The following is a 25,581-nucleotide window of genomic DNA, read 5'->3' as shown; positions in this document are numbered from 1 at the left end:
AAGTGGGGCGGATTATAGGCACATTCGCACGGGGTGACTACGCCGGCTTACTCAGCCATTGGTCGCGTTTGTCGCCATCCGGTAGTCGGGGTGCTCGGCCTGCAGCCGCTGCAGGCGGGCCAGGCTGTCCTGGCGGTAGAACAGCGCCAGTTGTCGGTAAACCGCAGGGAAGGCTTCGGCCAGCAGGTCCGGGGCGCTGAAGAAGTATTCGCTGGTCACCGCGAAGAACTCCGCCGGGTCTTCCGCGGCGTAGGGATCGATGGCGGTTTCGGCGTCGGGATCGGCGTCCAGTTCGGCGTTGAGCGCGTCGAAGGCACTCTGCATGGCCTGCGCCCAATCCTGCACGCGCATGTCGCGGTGCAGCGGCGGCAGGCCGTTGGCGCCGCCGTCGAGCATGTCCAGCTTGTGCGCCAGTTCGTGGATCACCAGGTTGTAGCCCTCCCAGCCACCGCTGGCCTCGACGCCGGGCCAGGCGAGTATCACCGGGCCCTGCTGCCAGGCCTCGCCGCTGCGGGCGTCGTCCCATTCGTGCTCGACCCCGGCGGCGTCGCGGTGGCGCTGCGGGCTGAGGAAGTCGTCGGGGTACAGCACGATCTCGTGAAAGCCGCGGTACCAGTCCTGCTCGCCCAGGTGCAGCAGCGGCAGCTGCGCCTGCGCGGCCAGCAGCAGGCGCTCGACCGCGCCCAGCTCGACGCCGGGCAGGGCGGTCAGGCGCTTGCTGGCGAGAAACAGCGCGGCGCGCTCGCGCAGTCGCTGCAATTCCGCCTCGTCCAGGCCGTCGAGGATCGGCAGGCGACGGCGCACCTCGGCCCAGTGGGCCGGGTCGATCGGGTTGCGTTCGAGGGTGCGTTGGCGGCGCCAGGCCTTGAAGGACCACATGCTGAAAGGCTCGCAGGAAAGATGCGGCCACCTTAAGCGGCGCGGGCGCCTGCCACAAGTCGGCATAAAGCCTGCAACGACCGGGCAGGATGCTGCTTGCGCAGGAGGGCCGGCCATGACGCTGCAACTGCTCGAACACCCCACGCTCAGCCTGGCCCTCGGCGCCGGGCTGGACTTGCCGCAGCAGGCGGCGCGGGCTCGGGCCATGTGGCTGGCCGGACGCCAGGGGCGGCCGCCGCTGCTGCTGGTGGCGCTGCTTTGGGCGCGCCATTGCCCCGATGTGGTGCAAAGCCTGGAGCAGCATCTCGATGCCCTGTTCGCCGACTACCGCTGCACGCCGGAGGGCTGGAGCGAGACCCAGGCCGCGCGCCAGGTGCTGGCGGCGCTCAACCTGCAGCTGTTTCGCCGGCGTCAGGCCGGGGAGGGCATCGCCGAGCTGTATGCCGGACTGCTGCTGGTGCAGGGCGACGCGTTGCAGTTCCTCCAGGCCGGCAGCATCGGCCTGGCGCGAGTGCACGGCGCCGGCGTGCAGACGCTGGTCGGCCGCGACGGCATGGCCCTGGGCGCTCAGGCCGAGCTGGCGCTGGTGCAGCACGGCCTGACGCTGCGCACGGACGAGCTGTTGCTGCTGGCACCGCAGCCGCTACTCGCGGTCGGCGACCTGCAGCCGCTGTGCCAGGGCGTCGGGACGCTCGACGGCGCGGGCCTGGGTCAGGCACTGCGACCGCTGCTGCAGGCGCCGGGGGCGGCGGTGCTGCTCTGTCCGGGGGCCGGTGGCGGCTTGCCGCCGACGCCGGCGACGCCGCAGCGTACGGCGCTGGTCGATGTCGCACCCTGCCTGCAGGTCGACGGTTGGACGCTGCTGCGCGGCTGCCCCTACGGCCCGCCGGGCCGGTTGTTCCTGGCTCGCGACGAGGCCGGGCGCGAGGCGCTGCTGTGGTTCGCCGAGCGCGACGCCGACGAGGCTTTCTGGCAGCGCGAATGGGCCCTGCGCCGCAGCCCGCAGCGCGCCCTGGCGCAGGTGCTGTCGCCGCTGCGCGCGCGCAGCCATGCCTACCTGGCGCTGGCCGCGCCGCCGCCCGGCATGCGCAGCCTGGTGGATTGGGCGGCGGCTCATGGCGCGCCGGATGCGCAGACCCTGATGACCCTGCTGACGCAACTGATCGGCGCCGTGCGCGCGCTGCAGCGCCGTGGCATGCAGGGGCTGTGGCTGAACCCCAGGCAGATCCTGTTCGGCGACGACGGGCGGGTGCTGTTGCTGGCGGAACACGCCGCCATCCTGCCGGGCGTGGCGCGCCAGCCGCTGCCGGCACAGGCGGTGCCGCTGGCGCCGGAACTGCGCGCTGGGCGGGCGGTGGATGGCCGCGCCGATCAACTGGCGCTGGCGGCGCTGGCCTACTGGCTGCTGTGCGGGCAATGGCCGGAGGTGGCGCGCAGCGAGGTCGGCCCCGGCCATTGCTACGTGCCGCTGGCGCATTTCTCCGCGCGCATTCCGCCGGGCTGGGATGGTGTGCTGGCGCGCGCCCTGGCGCCGCAGCCGCAGGCGCGCTTCGAGGCGCTGTCGGAGTTGCAGCAGGCGTTGCAGCAGCCACTCGAGCGCCGCCGCAGCGCGCGGCGTTCGCGTCCGCCGCTGCGCCCGGCGCGCCTGGCGTTGCTGGGGCTGTTTGCCCTGCCGCTGCTGCTGGGTCTGCTGCTCAGCCTGGGCTGAGGTGGCTCAGTCGGCGTTGATCGGCAGCACGTAGTTCTTGAACTGCTCGTCCTCGACGAAACCGATGGACTCGTAGACCTTCTGCGCCACCTCGTTGTCGCGGCTGGTGGCCACGCGCATGCGCACGGCGTTGGTGTCCTTGGCCATCTTCTTCGCGGTCTGCAGCAGGCGGTCGGCCACCAGTTGGCGGCGGGCGTCCTCGGCGACATAGATGTCGTTGAGAATCCACACGCGCTTGAGCGACAGCGAGGAGTAGCTGGGGTAGAGCTGGCAGAAGCCGAGCAGCTTGTCCTCGTCGTCGGCCAGCGCCAGGTAGATCACCGATTCCTTGCGGCGCAGGCGTTTTTCGAGGAACTTGCGCGACGACTCGGGGAAGGGCAGTTCGTTGTAGAACTCGCGGTATTTGACGAACAGCGGGGTCAGCAGGTCCAGGTGCTCCAGGGTGGCTTGGACGATGCGCATGGCGGGCCTCGACTTCTGTGATTGGACTGGAGTGACGATGCAGCTGTTGTGCCAGCAGGCCAGGCGATGCTGCCTCAAAGCCAGTTGAAAGCGCAATCCAAGCAAGCGTTTGATTTTTCGCTGCGGAGCAACTTGGTCTTCGCGCCTCGGTCTGAACAGGGCGCAGCAGTCGCCTGGCGGGCGCTGTGCTAACCTGCCGCCATCGCGTCCAGGCCCGGTGTGGCCATCTCCAGAGGGCATTCATGCATATCCATATTCTCGGCATCTGCGGCACCTTTATGGGCTCGCTGGCCGTTCTGGCCAAGGAACTCGGCCACCGCGTCACCGGCTCCGACGCCAACGTCTACCCGCCCATGAGCACCCAACTCGAAGCCCAGGGCATCGAATTGATGCAGGGGTACGATCCGGCGCACCTGCAGCCGGCGCCCGATCTGGTGGTGGTGGGCAATGCCATGAGCCGCGGCAATCCGGCGGTGGAATATGTGCTGAACCAGGGCCTGCCCTACGTCTCCGGCCCGCAGTGGCTGGCCGATCACGTGCTGCAGGGACGCTGGGTGCTGGCGGTGGCCGGCACCCACGGCAAGACCAGCAGTTCCAGCATGCTGGCCTGGGTGCTGGAGCATGCCGGCATGAGCCCGGGCTTTTTGATCGGCGGCGTGCCGCAGAACTTCGGCATCTCCGCGCGCCTGGGCGGCACGCCCTTCTTCGTGGTCGAGGCCGACGAGTACGACAGCGCCTTCTTCGACAAGCGCAGCAAGTTCGTCCACTACCGCCCGCGCACCGCCATCCTCAATAACCTGGAATACGATCACGCGGATATCTTCCCCGATCTGGCGGCCATCGAACGACAGTTCCATCATCTGGTGCGAACCATTCCCGGCGAGGGGCTGGTGATCTATCCGGCCGGCGAAAGCGCGCTGGCGCGGGTGATCGAGATGGGCTGCTGGACGCCGGTGCAGACCACAGGCGAAGGCGGCCAGTGGCAGGCGCGCCTGCTCGCCGCCGACGGTTCGCGCTTCGAGGTGAGCTTCGATGGCAAGGTCGAAGGCACGGTCCAGTGGAACCTGACCGGCCAGCACAACGTCGCCAATGCCCTGGCTGTATTGGCCGCGGCACGTCACGTCGGCGTGGTGCCGGCGCTGGGTATCGAGGCGCTGGGCCGGTTCGTCAACGCCAAGCGGCGCATGGAGAAAGTCGCCGAAGTGGGTGGCGTGACCGTCTTCGACGACTTCGCCCACCACCCGACCGCCATCGCCACCACCCTCGACGGCCTGCGCAAGCGCGTGGGGGACGAGACCCAGGTGATCGCGGTGATCGAGCCGCGCTCCAACTCGATGAAGCTCGGCGCCCATCGCGACGGCCTGGCCGAGTCCGCCGAGCAGGCCGACGCGGTGTTCTGGTACGCGCCGCCGAACCTGGGCTGGGATCTGGCCGCCAGCGTGGCGCAGGCGCGTAACCCGACCCGCGTATGCGACTCGCTGGAGTCGATCATCGACGGTGTCAAAGCATTGGTGCGCCCCGGCACCCAGGTGGTGATCATGAGCAACGGCGGCTTCGGCGGCCTGCACGGCAAACTGGCCAAGGCCCTGGAGGGATAGATGTCAGGCCCCGAACGCATCACCCTGGCGATGACCGGCGCCTCCGGCGCGCAATACGGCCTGCGCCTGCTCGACTGCCTGGTGCAGGAGGAGCGTGAGGTGCACTTTCTGATCTCCAAGGCCGCGCAGCTGGTGATGGCCACCGAGACCGATGTGGCGCTGCCGGCCAAGCCGCAGGCCATGGCCCAGTTCCTCACCGAATACACCGGCGCCGCGCCGGGGCAGATCCGCGTCTACGGCAAGGAGGACTGGCTGGCGCCGGCGGCCTCCGGCTCCGGTGCGCCGACCGCCATGGTGGTGGTGCCGTGCAGCACCGGCACCCTGTCGGCCATCGCCAGCGGCGCCTGCAATAATCTGATCGAGCGCGCCGCCGACGTGGCCTTGAAGGAGCGCCGCCAGCTGATCCTGGTGCCGCGCGAGGCGCCGTATTCGAGCATCCACCTGGAGAACATGCTCAAGCTGTCGAACCTGGGCGTGACCATATTGCCGGCCTCGCCCGGTTTCTATCACCAGCCGCAGACCCTCGACGATCTGGTGGACTTCGTCGTCGCGCGCATCCTCAACTGTCTGGGCATACCCCAGGACATGCTGCCGCGCTGGGGCGAGCATCACCTGGTGTCGGATGACTAGCGCCCTGCGCCTGAGCGTCTTCGCCCTGGCGTTGCTGAGCCTGACCGGCTGCGCCACGGTGCGCACCCTGGATGCGGCCAAGGTCGATGCGCCGGTGGTCTATGCCGGCACGCGGCTGGACTGGTATGCCATCAATGGGGGTTGCTGCCCGCTGGACCGCTTCGGCGCAGAGGCGCCGCGTTACCCGGGGCTGGACCTGCCGGCCAGCGCGCTGCTCGATACCCTGCTGCTGCCGTTCTCCCTGGCCACCGCGCTGGGGATCAGCCTGGGCGTCAGCGGCGGGCTGTAGGTTGGGTTAGCGGCGGGTGCATTTGTCCTGATACGACACAGCTGCCAGGCGCCGCGATGGGGCGCCGCGCAGAACATGCGCTCCTGGCCCATACCTCCTTGGCGGCTAACCCATCCCAGGGTTGCGTTTAGCTCAGGATAAACAGCGCCGTATTGCCGAACTGGGCGCTGAACTGCTGCGCCCGCATCGGTCGGCCGAGCAGGTAGCCCTGCACTTCGTCGCACTCGTGCATGCGCAGGAAGTCGAGCTGCGCCTGGGTTTCCACGCCCTCGGCGATCACCGCCAGGTTCAGGCTGTGGGCCATGGCGATGATGGCGCGGGCGATCTGCGCGTCCTGCTCGCCCTCGGGCAGGCCGTCGACGAAGCTGCGGTCGATCTTCAGCACGTCGATGGGGAACTGCTTGAGGTAGTTGAGCGAGCTGTAGCCGGTACCGAAGTCGTCCACCGCGATGCACAGGCCGAGGCGCTTGAGGTCGGCCAGGGTCTGCATGGCGCTGGCCACGTCGCGCATCAGGATGCTCTCGGTCAGCTCCAGCTCCAGGCAGGCCGGCGGGATGCCGCTGCCGGCGAGGATGGCGGCGATGCGGGTGTGCAGGTCGCCCTCGGCGAACTGGCGGGCGGACAGGTTGACCGAGATCTTCGGGATGCGGATCTTCTCCTCGTGCCAGGCCTTGAGCTGGCGGCAGGCCTCGTCCAGCACCCAGTCGCCGACCTGCACCACCAGGCCGAGTTCTTCCAGCACCGGAATGAACTCGTCCGGCGGCACCAGGCCGCGGCGCGGATGGTTCCAGCGCAGCAGCGCCTCGACCCCGGTCAGGCGCCGGCCGTCGCCGGAGAACTGCGGCTGGTAGTGCAGGACGAACTGGCCCTGTTCCTGGGCGTGGCGCAGGTCGCTCTCCAGTTCCAGGCGCTCCAGGGCGCTGGCGTTCATGTCCGCCTGGTAGAACTGGAAGTTGTTCTTGCCGCGCTCCTTGGCGTGGTACATGGCGGTGTCGGCGTTCTTCATCAGCTGGCTCAGCTCCTCGCCGTCCTGCGGCGCCAGGGCGATGCCGATGCTGGCGGTGACGAAGAACTCGCGGCCCTCGAGGACGAAGGGCCGCGCCAGGCTGGAGAGGATCTGCTCGGCGACGTGGATCGCCCGGTTCAGTGCGCCCTCGCGGGTGGCGCGCGGCTGCAGCAGCAGGGTGAATTCGTCGCCGCCCATGCGCGCCACAGTGTCGTCGCCGTCGACGCAGGCCGACAGGCGGATGGCCACGTCCTTGAGCATGCGGTCGCCGGCGGCGTGGCCGAGCGAGTCGTTGATCGGCTTGAAGCGGTCGAGGTCGAGGAACATCAGCACCACCCACTCGTCGTGCCGCTCGGCATGCTGCAGGGCGCTGTGCAGGCGGTCCTGGAACAGGGTGCGGTTGGGCAGGTGGGTGAGGGCGTCGTAGTAGGCCAGGCGATGGATGCGCTGCTCGCTGGCCTTGCGTTCGCTGATGTCGCTGAAGAAGCACACGTAGCTGACCAGGTCGCCTTCCTCGTCGTGCACCGCGGTGATGCCGACCCAGGCCGGGAAGTTCTCGCCGCCCTTGCGCTTGAGCCACACTTCGCCCTCCCAGCTGCCGCGCTGGTTGAGCTGGCCGAGGATGTACTGCAGGTGCGCCGCCTGCTGGCGGTCGGCGGTGAGCATGCCGGGCAACTGGTCGAGCACCTGGCCGGCGGAGTAGCCGCTGACCCGGCTGAAGGCCTTGTTGACCTGGACGATGTAGCCGGCCGGGTCGGTGACCAGAATCGCCGCGGTGGAGTGCTCGAACACCGTGGCGGCCATGCGCAGGTCCTTCTCCGCACGGCGCTGCTGGCTGATGTCGCGGCCGACGCCGAGGATGCCCTCGAAGCGGCCGTTCTCGTCCCACATCAGCACCAGGCGCAGTTCCACCGGGATCTTGTGGTCGTCGGCACGCAGGCAGTCGAAGACGAACAGCTGGTCCGGCAGCTCCTCGCGCAGGCGGTCGAGGCGGGGGCGGTCGCCGAGGGCATCGCGGATGCGTTCGAGCAGCAGATTGAGGCCGTTCAATTGCTGGGGATTGGCCGCCAGGCTGGAGAAGCTGTTGGCCATCACCCAGTCTACCGAGTAGCCCAGCACAGGCTCCACCGAGGGGCTGACGTAGTTCAGCGCCAGGCTGTCGTCGGTGGAGAAGATCACGTCGCTGATGCTTTCGGCCAGCAGGCGGTAGCGCTGCTCGCTGTCGCGCAGCGACTGGTTGCGCTCGATCTGTTCGGTGATGTCCTTGGCCACGCCGATCAGGCGGCTGACCCGGCCGCGCGGATCGCGCGCCAGGGCCTGTTCGCGGATGCTGAACCAGCGCCACTGGCCGTCGCGGTGGCGCCAGCGCAGCACCGATTCGAGCAGCAGGCCGTCGCCGATGACCTTCTGCAGGTTGCGGATGCGCCAGTAGTAATCGCTGTCGTCCGGGTGCAGCACCTGCTCCCAGAATTCCCCGGCCATCGCCTTGAGTTCGCCGACGCTGTAGCCCAGCTGCAGGCCGAGGCTGTGGTTGCTGAACAGCACCTGCTTGTTCTGCATGTCGTGCACGTAGAGCAGGTCGGGCACCGAGCGCACCACCTCGGACCAGAAGCGCTCGCGCTCGATCAGCGACAGCTCGATGCGTTTGCGGCTGGTGATGTCGCCGATGCTCAGGGTCACCGCCTGGTAGTCCTGGATCATCTCCGGCAGACGCAGCACCAGCCAGACATGGCGTTGCAGGCCCTGGGCGGTGACCAGCTGGGTCTCCAGCTCGACCAGGTTGGGGCCCTCCAGTACGGCCACCGCCAGCTTGTAGCGCAGGTCGTCCGGCTGCAGCGGGCCGCAGTCGATCAGCTGCTGCCAGGCCTGCTCGGTGGACCTGACCCCGAGCAGGTTGAGCGCCACCTGATTGGCCTCGGTGATGCGCAGCTGTTGCAGCAGCTGCCGCTGGTGCCCGGCGTCGGCCTGCAGCCAGCGGTCCAGGCTCGCGCTGTCGCGCAGCTTGTGTTGCAGGAGGAAGCTGCGCAGGCCGGCCAGGTCGAGCACGCACAGGGCCACGCCGGTGCCTTCGAAGATGTCCTGGTAGCGTCGCCGGGTTTCCTGCAGCACGCGCATCGCCTGCTGCTCGTCGGTGACGTCACGCAGCACCCAGACGTAACCGGCCTGGCGGCCGCCCTCGCTGATGTCACTGCGGGTCACGGCGAACAGGCGCGCGCGGCCCTGCTGCACCACCCGCACCAGCTCCGGGCCCAGGTCGCTGGTCTGTTGCGGGCTGTTGAGCAGCAGCGGATCGAGGTCGGGCAGCAGCTCCAGCAGGTGGCGATCCCACACCGCCTGGCTGCTCTGGCCGAACAGCGCCTCGGCCTGGGGATTGAGGTAGCGCAGCTTGCCGTCGGCCTGGGTCACCAGGATGCGTTCCTCCACCGCGCCGAGGGCGCTGGCGGCCTGGCGCAGCGAGCGCCGCGATTCGGCATTGAGCCGCTGCAGGCTGCGCTGTTCGCGCTGCAGGCCGTACAGGGCGAGCAGGGTGAGCAGGCTGCACAGGGTGAACAGCAGAAACTTGCCGGCCAGGGCCGGCATCAGCTGACTGCCGGCGCGATCGGCGTCGAACAGCGCGCGCAGCTGCCAGTCGCTGCCGTCCAGGGGGATCAGCTGCAGGCTCTGCGCCTGCTCCTCGGCGGTGACCGGGGCGACTAGGCTGCCCTGTTGCAGGGCGTCGGCACGGGCGATCACCCGCCGGCTCTGCAGGTCCTCGAGCAGCCAGGCGTGTTCGCTCTGGTGCTGCTCGCGCAGCCAGCCGCGCAGCGCACGCACGCTCATGCGCAGCACCCGCGCGCTGCCGTCGGGCTGGCGCAGCAGCAGGTACAGCGCGCCGCCGTCGTGGGCGCTGAAGGCGAAGTGGTAGGGCGCGCCGCCGCTGCGTTGCTGCAGGTTGCGGATGAAGCTCAGGTCGGCGGTCTCGCCGGCGCTGTCGGCCAGCAGTTGGCCATGACCGTCGAGCCAGGCCAGGCTGGCCAGGGTCGGGAAGATGCCGCGCAGCGGCTTGAGCTGCGCGGTCAGCCCGTCCGCGCTGACGCTACGGGGTTCGCTGCTCTGCAGCATGGCCTGGCCGGCCTGGGCCTTGAGGCGCATGTTCAGGCCCAGGTGCTTGGCCAGTTGCTCGCTGTAGCTGCGGCTCAACTGCCGCTGGTTGTCCAGCAACTGGCGGTATTCCTGCAGCAGCTGCCAGGCCAGCAGCCCGAGCATGGCCAGCACCAGCACCACCAGGGCGCGCTTGAGCGATTCGCGGCGGCGCGGTGCGTGCGACTCTCCCTGAGGCGACGAGGGTGGTGATGAGGGGGTCGACACGTCTTAGAACCTGTTCAAAAGTCTCGCGAGCTAGAGCAATGCAAGGCGCTACGTTACTAACAGCCTCCGGCTGGCCAAAGCAGGCGAGGGACGGTCGGAGTCGCGGGCGACTTTACGAGCTGTAAATGAGCATTCCGAGCCTGTTTTTAACGCAGCAGTGCCGACGCGCAGCAGACTTTGAACAGGTTCTGAACCTGCAGCTACTGCGGAGTGTCGGGCGCGCGAGCAGGCCTGCGCTCGCGCGAGCCAGCTAGCATGCCTGCAAATGTGGCCAAGTGCCAGCTGAGCCGACGAGCGTAGGTTTGCCCTGCCTCGCGCATTCCGGTAGCTTTGCGCCGCGCGCGCATGGCCAGCCATCCGTTCGGCACTTGGCGTGCGCCCCGGCAGGGGCTAAGGTCTCTGCACTGCGCGCCACGACGCGCCGTTTTCACCCCATTCTCACCAGTCAGGTTCTCCATGGCTCAGTACTTCTATCTGCCCTATTAGGTTTTAGTCACGTTTTGTGATCTGCAGTCGAGCCCCCGTCATCACTGGCTTTCCAGCCTGCACAGCTATGCTTATCTCCTCGATTCTGTGTCATTGCAGAGCTTTTAGTTAGCTTTTGCTGATTTTGGGTCAAATTTAGGCTTCAAAACTTAACTTTTTGTGTGCGTTCCTGTGGTCGCTTCTTGTCAGTTTTCGCCAGCCGATTTGCTGTTATTAAGGCAGCAAATAAAGTTCTTTTTATAGAAGAGGCTCATTACTGCTCAGGGTATCTCCAAGCCCTCGATGCCATTGAGAAAATTCTAGCGGTGCAGGTGAAGTGATCACTGACGTCTAGGTTAGACTCACGCCTTTGCATGCCTTTCTAGGAGCAGTAGCGTGAACACGGAAAACCATTCCCAGACGGCCGCCTTTCTCTGGTCGATTGCCGACCTGCTGCGCGGTGACTTCAAGCAGTCGCAGTACGGTCGCATCATCCTGCCGTTCACCCTGCTGCGGCGGATGGAATGTGTGCTGGAGCCGACTAAGGAAGCGGTGATCCGTGAGTCCTATGCGCAGGAAGGCCGGCCTGATCTGGTGCGTGAGCGGCTGTTGCTGCGCGCGGCTGGGCAGCAGTTCTTCAATGCCTCCAAGCTGACCCTCGGCACGCTGTCCGATACCCAGACCGCCGCCGACCTGATGAGCTATGTGCAGTCCTTCAGCAAGGACGCCCGCGAGATCTTCGAGCACTTCCACTTCGAGGATTTCGTGCAGCAGCTTTCCGCCGCCAACCTGCTGTATCAGGTGGTACAGCGCTTTGCTGCCACCGACCTGAGCCCCGAGCGCATCAGCAACTTCGGCATGGGCATCATCTTCGAAGAGCTGATCCGCAAGTTCGCGGAAAGCTCCAACGAAACCGCCGGGGAGCACTTCACCCCGCGCGATATCGTGCACCTGACCACCTCGCTGGTGATCACCGGGCAGGACGACAAGCTCAAGCCCAACAGCATTGTCACCATCTACGACCCGACTGCCGGCACCGGCGGCTTCCTCTCCGAGGGTGACGAGTACATCCAGTCCATCAGCCAGCAGGTTACAGTGTCGCTGCACGGCCAAGAGCTCAACCCCGAGTCCTATGCCATCTGCAAGGCAGACATGCTGATCAAGGGCCAGGACGTGACCAGCATCAAGCTGGGCAACACCCTGTCCAACGACCAACTGGCTGGCCCCGAGCACCGCTTCGACTTCATGCTCAGTAACCCGCCGTTCGGTGTGGAGTGGAAGAAGGTGCAGAAGCAGATCACCGACGAGCACAGCGAGAAGGGTTTCAACGGCCGTTTTGGCCCGGGCCTACCGCGTGTCTCCGATGGCTCGCTGCTGTTTCTGCTGCATCTGGTCAGCAAGATGCGTGACCCGCGCGACGGTGGCTCGCGTATCGGCATCATTCTCAACGGCTCGCCACTGTTTACCGGTGGCGCCGGTTCGGGCGAGTCGGAGATTCGCCGCTACCTGCTGCAGAACGATCTGGTCGAAGCCATCATCGCCCTGCCCACTGACATGTTCTACAACACCGGCATCGCCACCTATGTGTGGGTGCTGAGCAACCACAAGGCCGCCGTGCGCCAGGGCAAGGTACAACTGATCGACGGCAGCCAGTACTTCGCCAAGATGCGCAAGTCCCTCGGCAGCAAGCGCCAGTACATCACCGAGGAGCAGATCGACGAGTTGGTGCGCCTGTATGGCCGCTTCGAGCAAACCGCGCAGAGCAAGATCTTCCCCGTCAGGGCCTTCGGCTACCGACGCATTACCGTCGAGCGCCCGCTGCGCCTGAACTTCCAGACCAGCCCCGAGCGCATCGATAAGGTGCTAGAAGAAAAGGCCATCGAGAAGCTGGATGCCCCGGTACGTCAGCGCCTGATCAGCGCCCTGCAGGCCATGGATGCCAGCCTGCTACATCGCAACCGCGAGCAGTTCAGCAAGCTGCTGAAGAAGGCGCTCAGCGCCCACGATGTATCGCCCAGCACGCCCGAGCTGAAGGCCATTCTCAGCGGCTTAAGCGAGCGCGACCCCGAGGCGGATATCTGCATGACCAAAGGTCAGCCAGAAGCCGACGCCGGCCTGCGCGACAACGAGAATGTGCCGCTGGGCGAGTCGGTGTACGACTACTTCGAGCGCGAAGTAAAACCCCATGTGCCGGATGCCTGGATCGACGAGAGCAAGACGGATGCGCAGGACGGTGAGGTCGGTGTGGTCGGTTTCGAGATTCCCTTCAACCGCCACTTCTATGTGTTCCAGCCACCGCGCCCGCTGGAAGCCATCGACCGTGACCTGAAAGCCTGCACCGACCGCATCAAACAGATGATTGAGGGGCTGTCGGCATGACGTTTCCCTGTTATCCGGATTACAAGGACTCTGGAGTGGAATGGCTTGGTGATGTTCCAGTTGGTTGGGGCGTATCAAGGGTTAAATTCGATTCTTATGTGAAAGCGCGCGTTGGCTGGCACGGCCTTAAGTCTGACGAGTTCACAGATGAAGGGCCTTATCTTGTGACTGGCAGTGACTTTAAGAACAAAACTGTGGACTGGAGTAACTGCTATCACTGTACGGATGAGCGCTTTGAACAGGATGAGTATATTCAGCTAAAAGAAAATGATCTGCTTATCACCAAGGATGGAACTATCGGAAAGCTGATCCTTGTTGAAAATCTTCCCGGTAAGGCGACACTAAATAGTGGGATATTCGTTGTCCGGCCATTACATGAAAAATACTCAACAAAGTTTTACTTTTGGGCGGCGGCAAAAACTGAGTGCAACACCTGACCTTTCCGGTACGGTGCTGCCCCTATGTCTTATACCGAACTCAGCGTTGAAGAGCGCGCCACCATTCAAATCGGTCGTACCCAAGGCTTCAGCCTGCGCAGGATTGCCTGCTTGATCAACCGATCCCCTTCGACCATCAGCCGTGAGCTGCGCCGTAACCGAGGTGCTTGCGGTGGCTACTCGGCCCGCCTGGCCCAGCAGCAAATGCAGGCCCGCCGCCAGGTTTGTCGACCGATGCGAAAACTGTTGCCGGGTAGCGAGCGCTTCGAACTGGTGACCCATATGCTGCGTGAGCGTTTGTCTCCCGAGCAGATTGCCGGCAAGCTGCGCAGCATGAACATACCCAACCTGCGAGATGCCTACGTCTGTCGCGAGACGATCTACAACGCGATCTATGCCCTGCCAGTGGGTGAGCTGCGTAAGGAGCTGATCATCTGTCTGCGCCAAGGCAAGACGACGCGCCGGCCGCGCTCTGGTGGCGTGGATCGGCGCGGCCAGATCCCCGAGATGGTCAGTATTCATGTGCGCCCGCCGGAGATTGAAGACAGGCTGATGCCGGGGCATTGGGAAGGCGACCTCATCAAGGGTAAGGCCAACGCCTCGTCCGTCGGTACGCTGGTGGAACGCACCAGTGGCTACCTGATGTTGGTGAAGATGAACGACGCGACGGCGACTTCGGCGCTGGAAGGCTTCAGCGCCGCGCTCAATAGCATGCCGCTGGAGATGCGCAAGAGCATGACTTACGACCAGGGCCGGGAGATGGCGCGACACGCCGAGATCACCCAAAGAACCGGCGTGGCGATCTACTTCTGCGACCCGCACAGCCCCTGGCAGCGCGGCAGCAACGAAAACATCAACGGCCTGATTCGCCAGTACTTGCCCAAGGGCACAGACCTGTCGGTACATAGCCAGGAGGAGCTGGACGCCATTGCGCTGCAACTGAACATGCGACCGCGCAAGCGCTTCGACTTCAAATGCCCCATCGAGGTGATGGGAGAGGTCATGCAAAATGCCATGGCAATGCGGCATGATGCTCCGGCTTCAATTCAATAACCGTGTTGCACTCAGCTCCTGCAACCGCCTTGGCTTTTGCAGTCTTCTGCGTTTTTTGACTTTGTTGGGATAAACAAGACTGGAAGCACCATTGTCCATCTTTACCAAGAGACATTCGAGAATTTACCTTATGCTCTGCCGCCTCTCGTAGAGCAGCTCCAAATCGCTCTTTTCCTCGACCACGAAACCGCCCGCATCGACGCGCTGATCGAAGAGCAGCAGCGCCTGATCGAACTGCTCAAGGAAAAGCGTCAGGCCGTGATCTCCCACGCCGTCACCAAAGGCCTCGACCCGACGGTGCCGATGAAAAACTCCGGGGTGGAGTGGCTGGGCGAGGTGCCGGCGCATTGGGATGTCGGCGGTCTGACACGGTTTATTGGCCCTGTTGTGGATTATCGGGGAAGGACACCGACAAAAGTTGACGAAGGTGTTTTCCTGGTCACTGCGAGAAACATTCGCAATGGTCGTATCGACTATGAGGCATCTCAGGAATATGTTGACCCCGCGTCTGCTGAGTCATTATTGGCGAGAGGCCGACCAGAGATAGGGGACTTGCTATTTACTATGGAGGCGCCTCTCGGTCAGGTTGCCTTGATTGACCGAACAGACATAGCGCTCGCACAGCGAATTGTGAAGTTCCGAGGCGAGCCGCATGTGATGAAGAATCACTACCTAATGTACTGGTTTATGAGCACGGTCTGTCAGGCACGATTGGAAACTCTGGCAACAGGTTCCACAGCTCTCGGTATCAAAGCGAGTAAGTTGGGAATGATTGAGTGCCTTGCCCCGTCGCTGAAAGAACAAGATGAAATCATCTCGTACATACAACGAGAGACTGCCAAGAGCGACACGCTTGTCTTTGAAACTGAGCAAGTAATCCTGCTACTCCAGGAGCGCCGCTCCGCCCTTATCTCCGCCGCCGTTACCGGCAAAATCGATGTACGCGACTGGCAGCCCCCGGCCAGCACCCAAGCCCCAAAATTAGAAGTAGCAGAGGCCGACTAAATGGCGGACAGCAAGGAAGCGCAATTCCAGCAGGACATCATCACCGCCATGGTCGCGCAGGGCTGGCTGACCGGCCCGGCTAGCGGCTATGACCGGCGCACGGCGCTGTATACCGAGGACTTTCTCGGCTACTTCAAAGAGGCCTGGCCGGAGCGTTGGGATAAGTTCGCCAAGGCCAACCCGAACAAGCCGGAAGATGTGCTGGTGCAGAAGCTGGTGCGCGAGCTGGAGCAGGACGGCACCCTGGACGTGCTGCGCCATGGCTTCAAGCTGCCGGGGGTGAAGATCGAGGCATGCAGCTTCAAGCCCGACCACGGCATGAACCCGGACACCCTCAAGCGCTACCAGTGCAACCGCCTGCGCGTGGTGCCGGAGGTTTCGTATTCCCCTCACTTCCGCGAAGGAGAATACAACCCGCGTCTGGATCTGGTGCTGTTCGTTAACGGCATCCCCGTTGCCACGCTGGAGCTGAAAAGCGAGTTCAAGCAGAGCGTGGAAAACGCCAAGCGCCAGTACCGCTATGACCGCCCGGTAAAAGACCCGCTGACGCGCAAACCCGAGCCGCTGCTGACCTTCAAGCGCGGCGCCCTGGTGCACTTTGCCGTAAGCCAGGATGAGGTGGCGATGACCACCCAACTGGCCGGCAAGGAGACCTTCTTTCTGCCGTTCAACCTCGGCAGCCTCGACGGCGGTGCCGGCAACCCGCCTGCGCCGGATGACAGCCAATACGCCACCGGCTACCTGTGGCAGCGCCTGTTCCAGCCGGATGCCTGGCTCAAGGTGCTGGGCCGCTTCCTGCACCTGCAGAAGAGCGTGAAGGAAGATGCCGACGGCAACCGCATCACCAAGGAGACCCTGATTTTCCCGCGCTACCACCAGTGGGAAGTGGTGAACAAACTGATCGAAACCACCCGCAGTGAGGGGCCGGGCAAGCGTTACCTGATCCAGCACAGCGCTGGTTCCGGCAAGTCCAACTCGATTGCCTGGACGGCGCATCAACTGGCCTCGCTCTACGATGCCGAGGGCCAGCGCCTGTTCAACTCGGTGATCGTGATTACCGACCGCACCGTGCTGGACAAGCAGCTGCAGGACACCATCTACCAGTTCGAGCACGCCCAGGGCGTGGTCAAGTGCATCACCCGCGATATCGGCAGCCAGAGCAAGTCCGAGCAACTGGCCGAGGCGCTGGCCGAGCAAACGCGCATCATCATCGTTACCATCCAGACCTTTCCGGCGCTGTTCGATGCGCTGGACAAGTATCCCAAGCTGGCCAGCGGGCGCTATGCGGTGATCGCCGACGAGGCCCATTCTTCGCAGACCGGCTCATCGGCCAGCAAGCTCAAGCAGATTCTCGGCAGCGATGCGCCGGATGCTGAAGAGGTCAGCGCCGAAGAGCTGCTGGATGCCGCCGTGGCTGCCCGCGCGCCCAACGAGCGCATCAGCTACTACGCCTTTACCGCCACGCCCAAGGCCAAGACCCTGGAGCTGTTCGGTCGCCCGGCCAATCCGGCGCTGCCGGCGAGCGCCGACAACAAGCCCGAGGCGTTCCACCTGTACTCCATGCGCCAGGCCATCGAGGAAGGTTTCATCCTCGATGTGCTGCAGAACTACACCACCTACAGCACCGCCTGGAAGATCGCCCACCCGGACGGCGAAGACGAGGAAGTGGACTCGAAAAAGGCACGCATGAAGCTGGCGCGCTGGGTGCGCCTGCATCCGTACAACATCAACCAGAAGGTGGAGGTGATCGTCGAGCACTTCCGCGCCAATATCCGCCACCTGCTGGGCGGCCAGGCCAAGGCCATGGTGGTCACCAGCAGCCGGCAGGAGGCGGTGCGCTACCAGCTGGCGGTGCAGGCTTATGTGAAGCAGATGGGCTACACCGATGTGCATCCGCTGGTGGCCTTTTCCGGCAGCGTGCTGCCGGATGAGGTGATCCCCGAAGAAGTGACGGAAAGCAGCAGCCTGCTCAACCCCGGCCTGAACGGACGTGATCTGGCGGAAGCCTTCGACACTCAGGACTTCAACGTGATGATCGCCGCCAACAAGTACCAGACCGGCTTCGATCAGCCCAAGCTGTGCGCCATGTATGTGGACAAGAAGCTGCAGGGCGTGGACTGCGTGCAAACCCTGTCGCGCCTGAACCGCACCTTTGGCGACAGCAAGCCGACCTTCATCCTCGACTTCTTCAACGACCCTAAGGACATTCTCGACGCCTTCCTGCCGTACTACACCAAGGCCGAGCTGACCGACGTGACCGACCCGCAGCTCATCTATGACCTGCAGAAGAAGCTGGATGCCGAGGGCATTTACCACTGGGAGGAAGTAACGGCGTTCGCGCTGGCCTTCTTCGACCCCAAGGCGGCTGCCAGCAAGCTCAGTTACTACTGCGCGCCGGCCAAGGAGCGCTTTGCCAAGCGCTACAAGCTGGCCCAGGAGTCACGCCAGCACGCGCTGGAGTTCAAGCGTACCGCCGAGCAGAACGGCGACAGCGCCGGCCTGAAAAAGGCCGAGGCGGCCGTCAAGGAAGCCGGCGAGCAGGTGGATCAGCTCGACCTGTTCCGCAAGAACCTGCAGAGCTTTGTGCGCCTGTACGAGTTCCTCTCGCAGATCATTCCCTATGAGGATCGCGAGCTGGAGCAGCTGTGCGTGTACGCCAAGCACCTGCACCCGCTGCTGCGTGTGGATCGCCTCGATCAGGAAGACGTGGACGTGGGCGAACTGCAACTGACCCACTACCGCCTGACCAAGCGCGCCGAGCACCAGCTGCGCTTGAGCGAGGAGCAAGGCGACTACGGCCTTGATCCGGCCACGGGGTTGGGCAGCGGCAAGCCCCATGACCCGGAGAAGAAGCGGCTATCGGAAATTATCGAGGCGCTCAACGATATCTTCGGTGCCGAGGTGAGCGATGAGGATCAGCTGCAATTCCTCACCGGCATCGCCAATCGCATCAGCCGCCAGGAAGATGTGATGGCTCAGGTGAACAACCACTCGGTCGAACAGGTGATGCACGGCCTGTTCCCCAAGAGGGTGCTGGACACCGTGCTGGATGCGATGACCGACCACGAGAAGCTGTCGTTGGAAGTTCTGGATAACGAGACCAAGAGCCGTGCGTTTGCGTTGGTGATCTTGAAGATGCTGACGGGGGCTGGAGGTTTGGGGCAAGGTAACAGCGGCGCTGCTGTCTGACCTTCTTGAGCCTGGTATTACTTGCTCTAGTTAGATTTCAGATGGCTTTGGCAGAAGGCTTGAAGGTTCGCAGGCGAGTTCGCCTGCGATGCGGTAGAGCTTCTCGACGGTGATGTTGACCTCGCCACGCTCGATGCGACCTACATAGCTGCGGTCGAGACTGCACGCCAGCGCCAGTGCATCCTGGGAAATCCGGCAGGCCTTCCTCTGCATTCGGATGCGTTCCCCTAACGCCTTCGCCAACTTATCCATGACCGTCTCAATTCAACTTGAGGCGGCAATATCGTGCGTTTGCGGACGTATAGGCCACGGATTATAATCCGCATTTTCGCGCTATTTCTTCTGGTGCCCTCAATGAAATCGGCCTCGTTTATCTTCGACAGGCGTCTGTATGAGCTGCTTCAGGAGCCAGGGCGTACATCGTTTACGACCCGCGAACTGCGCGATGCCTATGCCGCTCGCTTGAGTGGCACACAATTCCGTATCGCCGATGTGCGCCGCTATGTGTATGAGCAGATTCGCCGATTAGTGCGCGCGGGCTGGGTTTCACCGGACGAGGACCGCCGTGTTCGAGGGCAGGTTTACCACCTGCAGCCGATTCCGACACATCTGCAACTCGAACTGATAGACAACGGTTTTGAGAACAGCCTGATGGCCGCCGGAATGCCCGAGCCAGGCACAGCGGTACGCGATGCGGAAGCTTTGCCGCTTGAGTCGTCAGCCAATACGGATTTGCAGTTGGAAGCGCTCCACAAGGAAATCCGCTTGGACTTTCTCACTTCAATGGGCGAGGCAGAGCGATTCAAACTGCTTCTGGAAGAAATGCCGCATTTACGGGACAAGCTTGAAGGCGATTACCTGGAAGCCAGGGATCGCAGTTCTCGCCTCTTGGGGCATCTGCGCGCCATCGAAAAGACCCTCAAAACGCTAGCTGCGCCACGATGAGCCGCTCGCTACGGAGCTGGCAGAACAGCTGCATCACTCGGGCGTTGGAGCACTTTACCGTCACGCCGCACTTCTTCTGCCAGGCAACGCCGGGAGCCGGAAAGACGCGCATGGCTGCAGAACTGGCCAGCCGACTGCTTGAGCAGGACAGAATCGATTTGGTGCTGTGCTTTGCGCCGTCCTGCCAGGTCGTGGAGGGTTTTCGTTCGACCTTTGCGGCTGTGCTAGGCAGGCGTCTCGACGGCCAGATAGGTGCCGTGGGCGCGGCTTATACCTATCAGGCTATGGAATACCGTGATGAGGGATTCTGGCAGCTTCTTGATGACTACCGTGTGCTCGTGGTTTTCGACGAGATCCATCATTGCGCCGGCCACGATCCGCTGCTCAGCAATGCCTGGGGGCAGCAGATACTGCATCGGATACAGGATCGGGCTGCCTTCACGTTGGCCCTGTCTGGCACGCCCTGGCGTTCGGACGATAAGGCCATCGCATTGGCTCGTTACTCTTCGCCCGAGGGGCATTTGATCTGTGACTACCGTTATGGCTTGAAAGACGCCATTGCCGACGGCGTGTGCCGATCCCCTCGCATTGTTCTGCTCGACAATCAGAAGGTGAAACTCACGGAAGAATTGGGTGCGGATAGCTCCGTTAGGCTGTTTCCCAGCATCGCCAAGCTTTTAGGGGAGTCACCTGTCACCTATGAGGAACTGCTGCGCCATGATGAGGTGATCAATCCAATCCTAGACCTTGGCTGCAGCAAACTGAGCGAGCTACGCCAGATCAAACCTGATGCTGCTGGTTTGGTGGTGGCCACAGACATCGAACACGCCCAGCAAGTTGCACTCGCACTGGAAGCCATGGGTGAAGAGTGCCGCATCGTGACGAACAAAACCCCGGATGCGCAGCAGGTGATCAATGCATTCCGGAGCAGCGCCTGCCGCTGGATTGTGGCCGTCGGAATGATCAGCGAAGGTACCGACATCCCGCGCCTACAAGTGTGCTGCTACCTCAGCCGTATCCGCACCGAACTGCATTACCGGCAAGTGCTGGGGCGAGTGCTGCGGCGCACAGGTGAGTCCGACGACCAGGCATGGCTATTCATGTTGGCGGAGCCAACGCTTCAAGGCTTTGCGGAGCGAATTGCGGATGACTTACCGGATGATCTGGCTGTTTTAAGCGATGCTCATATGGCAGGTTTAACCCCAGGCTCCCGGCCAGACCCGGTGGGGGCTTTGGAGCATGCAGAAAGTATCGGAGATGCAGGGTTGGGTAGTACAGAACCTGGTACTGGGTCGCAGGCTACGAACATTATTTCGCTGGGTGGCTTTGCAATTGAGCCCGCTTACCAGGTCAGCTTTTCCCAGCATTACCGGCAGCAGCTACTGGCTTGTTTTTGATGCTCACCCAGTCGAAGCTGATCACACGATACCGGTGTGGATGAATCCATAGCCGGCCGTTGCTGCCTGGAACGTAGTCGAGAGGTGCGTATGGAGATTAAGTCGCAGGCATTGGTCGATGTCGTTGAGGATGTGATCTGCGACGTGTGCCGCTCTGGCACACGTATTCCCGGCTATGGCCTCCAACACGGCAAGCTTGAAGCCCATTGGGGATATGGCTCGCAGCATGACGGCGAGCACTACCAGGTGCATCTCTGCGAGCCCTGCTTTTTCAGCGTGCTGAGTGGGTTGCGTCGGGAGCGCATGGTCAATGGTATGTTCGATGATGATCAGCCATTTGCTTCCGAAGATTTTGGTCTGGTCAGCAAAGACAACTACTGGGGAAAGAGCTGATCGTAGGATTGAAAATCCATCAGCCGCACCACGTCGAATCGCGTGCAAATGAGGGGTAAGCGCGCGGCTTGCCCTAACTGAATAAGGAGGTAGCCACTTTGACCCTTCCGCATGAAAGAACCCGGAGTGTCGTCAAGACCGAAGCTTTTCTCCGCGACCTCTCTCGTAACACCGAACTACCTGATGACATTCGCAGCTATGCGAAAAGCCTGCTCAGACACTACCCGTCTGCCGATCAAGTTTTCTCGCTGGGGCGCCTCGAAGAGTGCCTGGTAAACAACGCTCAAGATGATGAATATCGGCGAAGGGTGATTGCGTTCCATCAGCCGCTTTTCAGTTCGTCGTTAAACTTCACGCTATAGGCGTGAACGCCACGATGCTCAGCACTGATCAAGCCCAGTCGGTATCCGCCCGGATTGCGCAACGAGTCAAGCGCCTACCTAAAGGGCAGCCGTTCAGCATTAGCCGTTTAACAGGGTTTGGAACGAAAAACGCCGTATCCAAAGCAATAGCCCGACTGGTCAACCGAGGCGAGCTCGAACGGGTGTATCTCGGGATTTATATGCGCCCTAAACCCGGACTTTACGTTGCCAGGGCTCGTCCCAATCCCTGGAAATTGCTTAGCCTGATTACCAGGCAGAAGCGCTTGTCTCTTCAAATCCATGGCGCCAATGCAATCAGGAAGTTTGGGCTCAGCACCCAGATGCCGCTCATCCCAATCTATTACACCAACGGAGCCAGCCGTTCAGTATTCATAGGGAAAGCTGAAATCCGGCTGATACACGCGGCACCGATGGTCATGCAACATGCCGGAACTGAGGTGGGTGCCGCTATCAGTGCATTGTTTTATCTCGGTAAAGGCGGCTCAACTCCGGAATGCATTACAGCGATCAAGAAAGGACTCAGACCTGAAGACTTAGTCAAATTGCTGGCCTGCAAACTGCCGAAATGGATGCGAACGGCATTGGAAGCGCAATAGCGAAATCGCTGCATTGCGAACTGCAGGGTAGGGGCTGTAAGAACCAATGATCATAAGCGGCTGGCGACAGATATTTTGAGCACCGAGCACTGATCATTTGATGATCAACATCGGCGTTTCCTAACGAATTCTGAGCACTCCAGCCCGGCCAAGCTTCAGGGATTTCGCCTAGTAACGCGCACGTTGAATTTCAGCTGAAGTTTTTACACAGCCTGGGCCGCTTGTTGCCTGTCACGCTTGGCTGGTTTGGGGCGACTGTCGCCGCTCGTAGCTTTCTCAAACCAGCACTCTGTTCTGACTGAACTCACTACACAAAAGTGTATCTGGACGTTTATTACCGGTTCCTGCTGCCCGTTCCGTGGCGGGGCCTGACGGCCACGATCGCGATTTGAATTACCTGCGTGAAATAATGCTGGGCCTAGCCTAAAGTCAGTTGCCGCATTCAATATGGATAGCCAGCTAGGACAGCCGGCCCCCTCGAAAGGAGTTCGACCATGCCCATGATCCTTCGCTACCTCTCCGTCTCCCTCGCTTCCGCCCTGGTGGCCGGTTATGTGGCCCTGTGGATGGCCAACCCCGCGCCCCTGGAAAAGCCCCATGCCGTTGTTCGCCCGCCGCTTACTATTGAGCAGCAAGGCGATGACCTGATGTTGTGGGGTGCCTGGAATACGGTGGCCGGCTACGAGCCGCCCGGAGTGAATGCGGTGGAGATTCGTTGCAACCGCGGCAGCAGCACATGCCAGGAGGCCTATGCCTCGATCCTGCAGCATGACCAGGGCGAAGACCTGGAAGCCCAGGTGTACAGCTACGAGGTGGTGGAGTGGACGGAACAGATGCTGCGTGCCACCGCGTTGATGCCCAGTACGCAATGCGTGATGCGCAGCCTGGTGGTTTCCCTACCGGATGGCGCCGCCACCCTGGAGCTACTGCCGAACGGTGACGACTGTCAGTTCGACGCCAGCGCTGCGGTGCTGGAAGGCGACCCGCTCTAGGCCGTTACCAGGCTCGGCCAGCGGTCGTGCACCGCTGGCATACCCTGCGGCGGGGTGGTGGTGACCACGTAGACCCGCCGTTCTTCCCCGTGCTCGATCAGCAGCGCCTCGATGGCCTGGCCTGGCTCCAGGTCGAACCAGTGCGAGGCACCTGATGCGTCTTTCTCCATAAAGCGTTCGGCCAGCACCTGCACTGGCTGCGGGTGGTAGCGCGCCCATTTGCCGGCGGTGATGGAGTCGGTTCGGGCCCAGCCGGTGGCGGGCAGGTGGCCGGGTTGCTCCTTACGGCGGCCCCAGGCGACCCAGGCCACTGCACCGTCGGCCTGGCGCACGGGCAGGGCGGCGCGTGGGTTGGGGAAGTAGATTCGCAGTTGCTGGCCGGTTTGGGTGTAGCGCCCGGCCACTTCGACGCCACCGCACATGGGGTGCCTCCCGCCTGTTGTCGTTGCCAAGGTTGGGGTTTGATAATACTGTATTAACATACAGTATTCGTGAGGTTATCCATGGCCCTGACAGTGATCGGCCGCCCGTTGCGGCCAGGTCTGCGGCTGCCGTTGTTCCTGAGCCGCGTTGCCGCCGGCTTTCCTTCCCCCGCTGAGGACCATATCGAGGCCAGTCTCTCGCTGGACGAGCTGTGCGTGGTGCACCCGGCGGCTACGTTCTTCCTGCGGGTGGTGGGGGACAGTATGACCGGCCTGGGGATTTTCGGCGGCGACATCCTGGTGGTGGACCGCTCGATCACGCCGCGCGCGGGCATGGTGGTGGTGGCGGTGGTGAACGGGGAGTTCACCTGCAAGCAGCTGGCCTATGAACACGGCACGCCGGTGCTACGCGCGGCGAACAAGGCCTACCCGGACATTCGCCTGCGCGACGGCGAGGACCTGGAGGTGTTCGGCGTGGTGACGCGCTGCATTCACAAGCTGCCGGGGTGCTGATGCCGACCTATGCCCTGGTGGACTGCAACAACTTCTACGTGAGTTGCGAGCGGCTGTTCCGCCCCGACCTGCGCACGGTGCCGATGGTGGTACTGAGCAACAACGATCTGAGGGATTGCTTCCGTTAGTAAATGAATTACAGTCCGCACCACCTTGATAGAAGCCTGAGAAATTACATTCCAGCCTCTGAAGGGGAGTCATCTGGATGGTGTTTAAGGCTGTGAAATGAGGCTGCTTCGATTGGAGAAAGCCAGAAAGGACTCGAAGAGACTGTTCCTCTGCTTGAATGGGTACGGCAACAAAGCCGAACGTGTTGGACACATCGAAGTGCTCAGCGCCGCAGGTTCCAATGAAGCCTTCAAGCGCGTCGCAAAAGCGGCTGGAAGTGATTGGCCATTGCGGACTCACCAGTGCCGTCGCACCTATGCCCGGTGCTTCGTTGAGTCTCGCATGGGGCGTACCTCGCTCGTCTTCCTCAAGTGGCAGTTCAAACACAGCAGTATGAGCATGACTCAGCTCTATGCCTCCAACCCCCTACAGGATCTCACCCTGTTCGATGAAATCCTCCAACAGATGACGGAATTCAAGATCGATCTCATCGAGTCGTGGTTGGATGATCAGCCACTTGCTGGAGGGGCGGGTGAGAGGATCATGGAGCTACGTGCCATTCCGATCAAAGATCGGAGTGCCTTGCTGGCCCAGACAGCCCCCCATGCAAACATTCGAGCGACTGGTCATGGCTGGTGCATCGCGACAGAACGGGGCTGTGGTGGGGCTGGTTTGTATGAGGCAACCCGTTGTCCTGGCTGCAAACACTCTGTGATTGACGAGACCTTTGCCACCACGTGGCAGGGGATCTACTCGCATCAGCTGGAGCTGATGGAAATCGACGATGCCGGGCCGGCTGTAAGGCAACGGGCAAAACGTGATATGCAGGTCGCATTCGACGTAATCAGCAGCCTTGGCCTGTCTCCTTTGGACGCTCGCGACAGTGACCCAACGCGAACTTGAAGGTGCCGACTTTGACCAATAAGCCAACTGCGCAACGATCCTCCGGACGCTCCAGACAGAAGACCTCGGAGATGCTCGATAAGGTCATCGACGGCATCCTTTCAACAAACGGAAAGCTGTCCATTTCTGGCGTAGCGAAAGCGGCAGGGGTCACTCCAGGTCTCATCCACAACACCTACCCAGCCGTGGCTGAACGCATTCGTGGTCTGATGGGGAAATCAGTCCGAGCACAGCGCGATTCGAAGCACCAAGCATTGTTGAAGGAGAGGGAGCTGAACAGAGCATTGCGCGCGGAGAACGCACAGCTAAGCCAGGATCTGGCTCGACTGGCCTCAGTGAATCAGACCCTGATTCTCGAACTAGCTCAACTGAAGGGCGTAGCTGTAACGGCTCGCATTTGAAAACCGCCGGGCTCGCAATCAACGCGATTCCCGGCTCAGATTAACTGCAACTAACGGAGCCGCCGGGCTCACATTAACTG

The 25,581-nt window shown here is 62.6% G+C and carries 23 protein-coding genes and 1 pseudogene; 19 read left to right on the top strand and 5 right to left on the bottom strand.

Annotated features, from left to right (window positions below):
- Window positions 1-51 precede the first annotated feature (51 nt).
- Entirely contained in the window at window positions 52-879 is an 828-nt protein-coding gene (locus AC1G9C_RS21360; protein WP_021444771.1) for a M90 family metallopeptidase, read from the bottom strand.
- Window positions 880-994: 115 nt separating this feature from the next.
- Here AC1G9C_RS21360 and AC1G9C_RS21355 point away from each other — a divergent pair, with 115 nt between their 5' ends.
- Window positions 995-2,587, top strand: coding sequence for a serine/threonine-protein kinase (locus AC1G9C_RS21355; RefSeq protein WP_480408728.1), 1,593 nt, complete (start codon window positions 995-997; stop codon window positions 2,585-2,587).
- Window positions 2,588-2,593: 6 nt separating this feature from the next.
- Here the strand turns inward: AC1G9C_RS21355 and AC1G9C_RS21350 are convergent, their stop codons facing one another.
- Window positions 2,594-3,049, bottom strand: coding sequence for a GNAT family N-acetyltransferase (locus tag AC1G9C_RS21350; RefSeq protein ID WP_021445133.1), 456 nt, complete (start codon window positions 3,047-3,049; stop codon window positions 2,594-2,596).
- A 242-nt stretch (window positions 3,050-3,291) separates the two neighbouring features.
- Here AC1G9C_RS21350 and mpl point away from each other — a divergent pair, with 242 nt between their 5' ends.
- Genes mpl through AC1G9C_RS21335 form a run of 3 tightly spaced genes read left to right on the top strand, consistent with a single transcriptional unit; the run spans window position 3,292 to window position 5,566 of the window.
- Window positions 3,292-4,647: a UDP-N-acetylmuramate:L-alanyl-gamma-D-glutamyl-meso-diaminopimelate ligase gene (gene mpl / locus AC1G9C_RS21345; protein WP_480408727.1), complete on the top strand. Its 1,356-nt coding sequence runs from the start codon at window positions 3,292-3,294 to the stop codon at window positions 4,645-4,647.
- The gene (gene ubiX / locus AC1G9C_RS21340) at window positions 4,648-5,277 is read left to right on the top strand and encodes a flavin prenyltransferase UbiX (RefSeq protein WP_397495969.1); all 630 of its coding nucleotides are present in this window, start codon (window positions 4,648-4,650) and stop codon (window positions 5,275-5,277) included.
- The gene (locus AC1G9C_RS21335) at window positions 5,270-5,566 is read left to right on the top strand and encodes a YceK/YidQ family lipoprotein (RefSeq protein ID WP_021445125.1); all 297 of its coding nucleotides are present in this window, start codon (window positions 5,270-5,272) and stop codon (window positions 5,564-5,566) included. Before ubiX ends, AC1G9C_RS21335 begins: the two co-directional genes overlap by 8 nt.
- Window positions 5,567-5,693: 127 nt before the next feature.
- On the opposite strand, the gene AC1G9C_RS21330 is transcribed toward AC1G9C_RS21335, so the two are convergent.
- Window positions 5,694-9,920, bottom strand: coding sequence for a sensor domain-containing protein (locus AC1G9C_RS21330; RefSeq protein WP_480408726.1), 4,227 nt, complete (start codon window positions 9,918-9,920; stop codon window positions 5,694-5,696).
- Window positions 9,921-10,781: 861 nt separating this feature from the next.
- Here AC1G9C_RS21330 and AC1G9C_RS21325 point away from each other — a divergent pair.
- From AC1G9C_RS21325 to AC1G9C_RS21305, 5 genes are read left to right on the top strand one after another with little or no spacing between them, the layout of a single operon-like run.
- On the top strand, window positions 10,782-12,764 hold the full coding sequence (locus tag AC1G9C_RS21325; RefSeq protein ID WP_480408725.1) for a type I restriction-modification system subunit M: 1,983 nt from the start codon (window positions 10,782-10,784) through the stop codon (window positions 12,762-12,764).
- Window positions 12,765-12,799: 35 nt separating this feature from the next.
- Window positions 12,800-13,201: a restriction endonuclease subunit S gene (locus tag AC1G9C_RS21320; protein ID WP_480408724.1), complete on the top strand. Its 402-nt coding sequence runs from the start codon at window positions 12,800-12,802 to the stop codon at window positions 13,199-13,201.
- 24 nt (window positions 13,202-13,225) lie between these two features.
- Entirely contained in the window at window positions 13,226-14,254 is a 1,029-nt protein-coding gene (locus AC1G9C_RS21315; protein WP_033959121.1) for an IS30-like element ISPsp7 family transposase, read from the top strand.
- 36 nt (window positions 14,255-14,290) lie between these two features.
- Complete coding sequence (locus tag AC1G9C_RS21310) at window positions 14,291-15,259, top strand: restriction endonuclease subunit S (RefSeq protein ID WP_480408723.1); 969 nt, start codon at window positions 14,291-14,293, stop codon at window positions 15,257-15,259.
- Window positions 15,260-18,448 carry a type I restriction endonuclease subunit R gene (locus AC1G9C_RS21305; RefSeq protein ID WP_480408722.1) on the top strand — a complete coding sequence of 1,063 codons (3,189 nt, stop codon included), beginning with the start codon at window positions 15,260-15,262 and terminating at the stop codon, window positions 18,446-18,448.
- A gap of 30 nt (window positions 18,449-18,478) precedes the next feature.
- Here the strand turns inward: AC1G9C_RS21305 and AC1G9C_RS21300 are convergent, their stop codons facing one another.
- Window positions 18,479-18,700, bottom strand: coding sequence for a helix-turn-helix domain-containing protein (locus tag AC1G9C_RS21300; protein WP_023109449.1), 222 nt, complete (start codon window positions 18,698-18,700; stop codon window positions 18,479-18,481).
- A 102-nt stretch (window positions 18,701-18,802) separates the two neighbouring features.
- Between AC1G9C_RS21300 and AC1G9C_RS21295 the strand changes: the two genes are divergently transcribed.
- From AC1G9C_RS21295 to AC1G9C_RS21270, 6 genes are all read left to right on the top strand, one after another.
- Window positions 18,803-19,393 carry a hypothetical protein gene (locus AC1G9C_RS21295; RefSeq protein ID WP_055985793.1) on the top strand — a complete coding sequence of 197 codons (591 nt, stop codon included), beginning with the start codon at window positions 18,803-18,805 and terminating at the stop codon, window positions 19,391-19,393.
- The gene (locus AC1G9C_RS21290; RefSeq protein ID WP_480408721.1) at window positions 19,390-20,790 is read left to right on the top strand and encodes a DEAD/DEAH box helicase; all 1,401 of its coding nucleotides are present in this window, start codon (window positions 19,390-19,392) and stop codon (window positions 20,788-20,790) included. Before AC1G9C_RS21295 ends, AC1G9C_RS21290 begins: the two co-directional genes overlap by 4 nt.
- Window positions 20,791-20,880: 90 nt before the next feature.
- Complete coding sequence (locus tag AC1G9C_RS21285) at window positions 20,881-21,183, top strand: hypothetical protein (protein WP_480408720.1); 303 nt, start codon at window positions 20,881-20,883, stop codon at window positions 21,181-21,183.
- A 98-nt stretch (window positions 21,184-21,281) separates the two neighbouring features.
- On the top strand, window positions 21,282-21,545 hold the full coding sequence (locus AC1G9C_RS21280; RefSeq protein WP_480408719.1) for a BPSL0761 family protein: 264 nt from the start codon (window positions 21,282-21,284) through the stop codon (window positions 21,543-21,545).
- Between the two features lie 2 nt (window positions 21,546-21,547).
- Window positions 21,548-22,162, top strand: coding sequence for a DUF6088 family protein (locus AC1G9C_RS21275; protein ID WP_480408718.1), 615 nt, complete (start codon window positions 21,548-21,550; stop codon window positions 22,160-22,162).
- A 494-nt stretch (window positions 22,163-22,656) separates the two neighbouring features.
- Window positions 22,657-23,154 (top strand): hypothetical protein, encoded by a 498-nt coding sequence (locus AC1G9C_RS21270; protein ID WP_480408717.1) that lies wholly within the window; start codon window positions 22,657-22,659, stop codon window positions 23,152-23,154.
- On the opposite strand, the gene AC1G9C_RS21265 is transcribed toward AC1G9C_RS21270, so the two are convergent.
- A complete protein-coding gene (locus AC1G9C_RS21265; protein ID WP_480408716.1) occupies window positions 23,151-23,576 on the bottom strand; it encodes a hypothetical protein in 426 nt (141 codons plus the stop codon). The two genes, AC1G9C_RS21270 and AC1G9C_RS21265, sit on opposite strands and share 4 nt — an antisense overlap.
- An 81-nt stretch (window positions 23,577-23,657) precedes the next feature.
- Here AC1G9C_RS21265 and AC1G9C_RS21260 point away from each other — a divergent pair, with 81 nt between their 5' ends.
- From AC1G9C_RS21260 to AC1G9C_RS21245, 4 genes and pseudogenes are all read left to right on the top strand, one after another.
- Window positions 23,658-24,089 (top strand): LexA family protein, encoded by a 432-nt coding sequence (locus AC1G9C_RS21260; protein WP_480408715.1) that lies wholly within the window; start codon window positions 23,658-23,660, stop codon window positions 24,087-24,089.
- Window positions 24,089-24,196 (top strand): annotated as a pseudogene (locus tag AC1G9C_RS21255) (Y-family DNA polymerase); the annotation flags it as partial. The gene AC1G9C_RS21260 and the pseudogene AC1G9C_RS21255, both read left to right, overlap by 1 nt.
- Before the next feature lie 118 nt (window positions 24,197-24,314).
- Window positions 24,315-25,100 (top strand): site-specific integrase, encoded by a 786-nt coding sequence (locus AC1G9C_RS21250; RefSeq protein ID WP_397487499.1) that lies wholly within the window; start codon window positions 24,315-24,317, stop codon window positions 25,098-25,100.
- Window positions 25,101-25,171: 71 nt separating this feature from the next.
- Entirely contained in the window at window positions 25,172-25,501 is a 330-nt protein-coding gene (locus AC1G9C_RS21245) for a TetR family transcriptional regulator (RefSeq protein WP_195883221.1), read from the top strand.
- Window positions 25,502-25,581 lie beyond the last annotated feature (80 nt).

This window comes from Pseudomonas sp. ABa2 (genome assembly GCF_056676075.1).
The sequence above is the reverse complement of the archived record's forward strand: the minus strand, read 5'-3'. Positions and strand labels throughout refer to the sequence as shown.

Bases quoted from the DNA above. Each gene is read 5' to 3' on its own strand.
- AC1G9C_RS21305 (WP_480408722.1), top strand. From the start codon at position 15,260: ATGGCGGACAGCAAGGAAGCGCAATTCCAGCAGGACATCATCACCGCC.
- AC1G9C_RS21355 (WP_480408728.1), top strand. From the start codon at position 995: ATGACGCTGCAACTGCTCGAACACCCCACGCTCAGCCTGGCCCTCGGC.
- ubiX (WP_397495969.1), top strand. From the start codon at position 4,648: ATGTCAGGCCCCGAACGCATCACCCTGGCGATGACCGGCGCCTCCGGC.
- AC1G9C_RS21295 (WP_055985793.1), top strand. From the start codon at position 18,803: ATGAAATCGGCCTCGTTTATCTTCGACAGGCGTCTGTATGAGCTGCTT.
- AC1G9C_RS21315 (WP_033959121.1), top strand. From the start codon at position 13,226: ATGTCTTATACCGAACTCAGCGTTGAAGAGCGCGCCACCATTCAAATC.
- AC1G9C_RS21265 (WP_480408716.1), bottom strand. From the start codon at position 23,576: ATGTGCGGTGGCGTCGAAGTGGCCGGGCGCTACACCCAAACCGGCCAG.
- AC1G9C_RS21335 (WP_021445125.1), top strand. From the start codon at position 5,270: ATGACTAGCGCCCTGCGCCTGAGCGTCTTCGCCCTGGCGTTGCTGAGC.
- AC1G9C_RS21300 (WP_023109449.1), bottom strand. From the start codon at position 18,700: ATGGATAAGTTGGCGAAGGCGTTAGGGGAACGCATCCGAATGCAGAGG.
- AC1G9C_RS21290 (WP_480408721.1), top strand. From the start codon at position 19,390: ATGAGCCGCTCGCTACGGAGCTGGCAGAACAGCTGCATCACTCGGGCG.
- mpl (WP_480408727.1), top strand. From the start codon at position 3,292: ATGCATATCCATATTCTCGGCATCTGCGGCACCTTTATGGGCTCGCTG.
- AC1G9C_RS21260 (WP_480408715.1), top strand. From the start codon at position 23,658: ATGGCCCTGACAGTGATCGGCCGCCCGTTGCGGCCAGGTCTGCGGCTG.
- AC1G9C_RS21285 (WP_480408720.1), top strand. From the start codon at position 20,881: ATGGAGATTAAGTCGCAGGCATTGGTCGATGTCGTTGAGGATGTGATC.
- AC1G9C_RS21245 (WP_195883221.1), top strand. From the start codon at position 25,172: ATGCTCGATAAGGTCATCGACGGCATCCTTTCAACAAACGGAAAGCTG.
- AC1G9C_RS21250 (WP_397487499.1), top strand. From the start codon at position 24,315: ATGAGGCTGCTTCGATTGGAGAAAGCCAGAAAGGACTCGAAGAGACTG.
- AC1G9C_RS21350 (WP_021445133.1), bottom strand. From the start codon at position 3,049: ATGCGCATCGTCCAAGCCACCCTGGAGCACCTGGACCTGCTGACCCCG.
- AC1G9C_RS21270 (WP_480408717.1), top strand. From the start codon at position 22,657: ATGCCCATGATCCTTCGCTACCTCTCCGTCTCCCTCGCTTCCGCCCTG.
- AC1G9C_RS21360 (WP_021444771.1), bottom strand. From the start codon at position 879: ATGTGGTCCTTCAAGGCCTGGCGCCGCCAACGCACCCTCGAACGCAAC.